The organism is Curtobacterium sp. B18 (assembly GCF_000333375.1).
Lineage (GTDB): Bacteria > Actinomycetota > Actinomycetes > Actinomycetales > Microbacteriaceae > Curtobacterium.
The window spans coordinates 1-5,003 of sequence record NZ_BACZ01000785.1; the positions used below are offsets into that span (position 1 = coordinate 1).

General features: G+C 74.1%; 5 protein-coding genes and 2 pseudogenes. 5 read left to right on the forward strand and 2 right to left on the reverse strand.

Annotated elements, in window-relative coordinates:
* On the reverse strand, nucleotides 1–594 hold a 594-nt coding region (locus I5E_RS25000; RefSeq protein WP_022908650.1), incomplete at its 3' end, for a universal stress protein.
* Nucleotides 595–760: 166 nt separating this feature from the next.
* Here I5E_RS25000 and I5E_RS24020 point away from each other — a divergent pair.
* Nucleotides 761–1,078, forward strand: a pseudogene (locus I5E_RS24020) (phosphoketolase); the annotation flags it as partial.
* 52 nt (nucleotides 1,079–1,130) lie between these two features.
* Here the strand turns inward: I5E_RS24020 and I5E_RS22375 are convergent.
* Nucleotides 1,131–1,874 (reverse strand): universal stress protein, encoded by a 744-nt coding sequence (locus I5E_RS22375; RefSeq protein WP_042724139.1) that lies wholly within the window; start codon nucleotides 1,872–1,874, stop codon nucleotides 1,131–1,133.
* Nucleotides 1,875–2,079: 205 nt separating this feature from the next.
* On the opposite strand from I5E_RS22375, the gene I5E_RS20675 reads away from it, so the two are divergent.
* The 4 genes and pseudogenes from I5E_RS20675 to I5E_RS26680 all read left to right on the forward strand — a co-directional run.
* Nucleotides 2,080–2,955, forward strand: a complete 876-nt coding sequence (locus tag I5E_RS20675) for a universal stress protein (RefSeq protein WP_022908652.1) — start codon at nucleotides 2,080–2,082, stop codon at nucleotides 2,953–2,955.
* Complete coding sequence (locus tag I5E_RS20680; protein ID WP_022908653.1) at nucleotides 2,955–3,809, forward strand: universal stress protein; 855 nt, start codon at nucleotides 2,955–2,957, stop codon at nucleotides 3,807–3,809. Before I5E_RS20675 ends, I5E_RS20680 begins: the two co-directional genes overlap by 1 nt.
* Nucleotides 3,806–4,018: pseudogene (locus I5E_RS27240) on the forward strand (P-type ATPase); the annotation flags it as partial. The gene I5E_RS20680 and the pseudogene I5E_RS27240, both read left to right, overlap by 4 nt.
* Before the next feature lie 240 nt (nucleotides 4,019–4,258).
* On the forward strand, nucleotides 4,259–5,003 hold a 745-nt coding region (locus tag I5E_RS26680; RefSeq protein WP_022908656.1), incomplete at its 3' end, for a GAF domain-containing protein.

Here is a 5,003-nt window from a genome sequence, read left to right on the forward strand (position 1 = left end):
CTGTCCGTCGTGTTCCGACATGGCGCGGCCGTGCACGGCGGTGTCATCGCGGAACGGGCCGCCGTCCGGGAGCGACCGCCAGGCCCGCACGAGCACGAGGCCGTCCCGGCGCCCCTCGGCGAGCACCGCCCCCACGGCCAGCGCCGACGCAGCGGTGCCACCGTCGACCCCCACGACGACGGCGTCCTCGTCCCGTCCGGGTCGCCAGCGTTCCGGCACGACCACCATGGGTGTCGTGACGTGTGCGACGACCCGTTCGGTGACCCGGCCGGTGAGGCACGCCCACAGGCGGTCGGAGTGGCGTCCGCCGACGACGAGGACGTCGCCGTCGACGGCGTCGGTGACCAGACGGGCGACCGTGGGTCCGCTGACGACCTCGTGTGCCACCTCCAGGTGCGGGTGACGGTCCCGCAGCAGGTGGGTCGCGATCGTGAGCCGACCGGTCGACCGCTCCCTGCTCTCCCCGAACTGCTCGTGGACGGTGACCAGACGGACGGAGTCAGCGTCGCGCACCACGGTCTCCACCCAGCCCAGGCTGTTCCAGGCCGCCTCGGTCTCGTCCAGCGCGACGGTCCAGCGGGTCGGTCGTGACATGGGGTCTCCCGTCGGGTCCGCTCACGACGATGCCCGGCGCGGGCAGCGCCCACCAGGCCCTTGGTCCCCCGGAGGGAAGCCGCCCGACACGACCGCACCGCAGGCCCGACAGGACCGGAGGCCGCGCCGGGCCCGACAGGACCGGAGGCCGCGCCGGGCCCGACAGGAGGTCCTCGCGGCCGCCGCGATCTTCCGTGACGCGGTGCCGGAGCCCCGGGTCCGGGTCGTCGACGTCGTCGACCTGATGCGCCTGACGAGTCCGGAGCAGCACCCGCACGGCCTGCCCGACGAGGCCTTCGACGCCCTGTTCACCCGCGATCACCCGGTGGTGTTCGCGTTCCACGGCTACCCGTGGCTCGTCCACCGCCTGACCCACCGCCGCGCGGCGAACGCCGACATGCACGTCCGTGGGTACGTCGAGCAGGGCACGACGACCACGCCGTTCGACATGCTCATGCTCAACGACCTCGATCGCTTCCACGTGCCGTCGGTGGCCGACTGGCGGTGGTCGGACTGACGAGGGGACCTCGCCCTGGTCAGCGCACGACCGCGACGGCGGTCCGGGAGGCGCGGATCACCTGGTCGACGACGGTCCCGCCCCGTCGGTGGTGCGGGCCGGCACCCAGGACCAGCAGGGCGGCTCCGTCTGCCGCGTCGGTCAGACGACGGGCCACGGGACCCTCGACGAGCTCCCGGTGGACGTCGACGTCGGGCAGACCGAGGAGCGCGTCCTCGACGCGCTCCTCGAGCAGCTGCAGTTCGTGACGACGTGCGTCCGCGTCGTGCCATGGTGGTGACCAGACGGCGACCGCACGCAGCGTCGCGCCGGTGCGTCGCGCCTCCTGGCCCGCGAAGCGGAGGGCCGTCGCCGATGCGGACCGGACGTCGACACCGACGACGACCCCGCGTCCCGTCGTCGTGTCGGCCGGGACGACGACGACGGAGCACGGTGCTGCGTCCACGAGCCGGGCGGCGACCGACGGGCGGGAGCCGCGGGCGTCCGGGACGACGTCGTGCCCGACGACGAGGACGCAGTCGCCGTCGACGGCGCCGAGGAGCACCTCGACGGCGAGGTCGACGTCGGGCGAGCCGGCCGCTACCCAGACGCTGGCGCGCACACCGCGGTCGGCGACGGCGAGGACCGGTGCGCCCGGGTCGTCGGGCACCGCGTGCACGACGACGAGCCGCCCCACCGAACCCGTCACCCGTGCCGCGGCCCAACGAAGGGCGGCACGGGCGGCCGTCCCGCCGTCCCAGCCGAGCACGATCCGCGTGGTCATGGTCTGCCTGCTCTCCCGGCGTCGTTCCGACGCCGTCCGGACCACCCTGCGCGCACGACCGCCGTCCGGGCAGTGGCGTTGGTCCCTCGCCGGGGCGGGACCTTCGGCCCTGCCCCACGACCGTCCGGTCGCCGTACCGTCCGGGAGACCGAAGCGGTGCGAGCCGCCGGCGACGCACCCGGCGTCAGCCGCGGAAGGAGCGATCATGACCGCCTACACCGTCGCGATCGACGACAGCGTCGCCGGCTGGAAGACCGTCGACTGGACCGTCGAGGCCGTCGACCCGGCAGCCGACGTCGTGCGACTGCTGACCGTCAGCGAGGTCTACGGCGAAGCACTGACGCGCTCGGAACACCGTCTCGAGGCCGCGGAACAGCGGCTGCGGAACGCGCATCCCGGGCTCGCGATCACGCACGACGTCACGGGTGGACCGACCGCCGATCGACTCGTTGCGGACGCGGCGCTCGGAGACGTCCTCGTCATCGGGGCGCGGCAGGTGCACACCATCGCCGCGACGATCAGGGGGCGCGTCGCGGAACGGGTCGTGGCGCACGCCACCACACCGGTCGTGGCGGTCCCCGAGCAGTGGGAGCGCAGCGACGGACCGATCGTCGTCGGAGTCGACGCACGGTCTGCCGCCGCCGCCCTCGCCTGGGCCGCCGACGCTGCCGACCGACGCGGGCGAGACCTCGCCCTGGTGCGGGCATGGGCGGTCCCGACCGCCATGGCACCGTACGCGAACATCTACCTCGAGGAGGACCGCGTGCTCTGGTCCAACGAGGCCGACATCGAGCTCCGTGCGGCGCTGCGGGCGGTCGGCGAGGCACACCCCGCCCTCCGCGTGGACGGAGCGTCGGTCGAGGGTCAGCCGCGCGACGTGGTGCTGCAGTCGTCCCGCGGCGCGTCGCTCGTGGTCGTCGGCCGGCGACACCGGACCGCCCTCGGAGGCTTCCTGGCCGGGTCCGTGGGCGAGCGGCTCATGCACCACGGACACGCTCCGGTGTGCATCGTGCCCCAGCCGCGACGGGCGGTCCGGGACGAGGACCGAGCCGACGAACCCGCGCACGCCGGGGCCCGGTGATGCGCGACGGCACCGTCGTCGGGGCCGAGCGCATCGTCGTCGGTGTCGACGACGACGCGAGTGACCGAGCGGTCGACTGGGTCGCGATGCGCCGGGTCGTCCCCGGCAGCCACATCGAGGTCGTCACGGTGACGAACGGCTGGGGCGGCGACGTGGCCGCGCTCGACCGACGTCTGCACCGGGCGGCCGAGCGGCTCACGGGAGCACACCCGCGCGTCGAGGTCACGACGGCGACGCTCTTCGGGGCGCCGGACCGCGTCCTGGTCGAGACCGCGGCGAAGGCCGACCTGCTCGTCATCGGCTCCCGCCGCCAGCACCGCGTCCGCACGGCGCTCGACGGCTGGATGCCGGAGCGTGTCCCGACACTGTCGACGGTCCCGACGGTCGTCGTCCCCGAGGACTGGCGGCCCACGCACGGTGACGTCCTGCTCGGCGTCGACGACGCGAGCGGCGACGCGGCGCTCCGGTTCGCCGGGGCGCAGGCCGTCCGGGACCACCGACGGCTGACCCTCGTCCGTGCCTGGAAGGCCACGGTGGCCCGGGTCGGAGCCCTCAGCGTCCTCGAGGACCCGGAGTCGATCCGGGAGCACGCCCACGGCGTCCTCGTCGACGCCGAGCGCCTGCTCCACATCCGGTTCCCCGGGCTCCGCCATCGCGCCCTCCTCGAGGAGGGCGATCCCCCGGACGTCCTCGGGCGGCACGCGGCGGACGCCTCGGTGGTCGTCCTGGGCCGACAGCACCGCTCGGTGATCGGCGGGCTCTTCTTCGGGTCCACCGCACACGAGCTCATCGCCGGCTCGCGGACTCCGCTGTGCGTCGCACCGCTCAGGACACCGCACCCGGACGGGCGATGACGTCGTCGCCCGTCGTCGCCGGTGACGGGATCTGGACCACCGCCGACGTCCGGTCGGTCGTCGTCGGCGACCTCGCGCGCCTCGGCGTCGGGTCGATCGTCCCCGCCGACTGCGTCGTCGTCCACGCCACGGACCTGTGGTGCGACGAGAGCGTCCTCACCGGCGAGTCACGGCCGGTCCCGCGGAGCGTGGGCGACCACGTGCTGCAGGGGGCGGTGGCCGCGGCTCGCGACGATCGGCGTCATCGCCGTCGCGTACCTGGTCCTCGCCGAGACGCTGAAGGCGCTCCTGTTCCGTTCCGTGTTCCGGGAGCCGTCGACCACGCACCACGCCGTCCACCACCTTCGTCGCGCCGCCGCGCGGTTCGGACCGTCGCGGTGACCCGCCTTGCCGCACGTCGGCGTCGGAGTAGATTCGGCCCGGACGCTGGAGGGAAGGGATGGCCGACGATGCCCGACGAACTCGCGTTCCCCGACGGCCCCCGGTCCAGCCTCGAACGCACCATCGAGGAGCTCGTCGACCGTGCCCAGGCAGTCCTCAGCACGCAGGGCCGGCTCCGAGCCCTGCTCGCCGCCAACCGACGCATCGTGGAACACCTCGACCTCGAGGACACGCTCCGGTCGGTCGTCCACGCCGCCGTGGAGCTCGTCGGGGCCCGGTACGGGGCCCTGGGGGTGATGGCACCGGACGGCACGGCCCTCGAACGGTTCATCCACGTCGGCATGGACGCCGACCTTGTCGCCCGCATCGGCCACCCACCGCACGGGGAGGGTCTCCTCGGGGCGGTCGTGCACGAGCAGGCCGCGATCCGCATCGACTCGATCGGCGCGGACGCGCGTTCCACCGGTTTCCCCGACGGCCATCCACCGATGGAGGGGTTCCTCGGCGTCCCGGTCCGCGTTCGCGACACCGTCTACGGCAACCTCTACCTCGCGAACCCGTCACGCGGGCGGTTCACCGAAGAGGACGAGGAGCTCGTGCAGGCACTGGCCGCGACGGCCGGCGTCGCGATTGACAACGCCCGGCTGTTCGACGAGGTACGGCAGCGTGAGCGGTGGACGACGGCCGCGGCCGAGGTGTCGGCCGCACTGGTCGGCGACGAGACCCTCGAGGACGTGCTGACGCTCATCGCCGACCGGGTGATCGCGTTCGTCGACGCCGTCCTCGTCGGGGTCGTCGAGCCACGGAGCGATC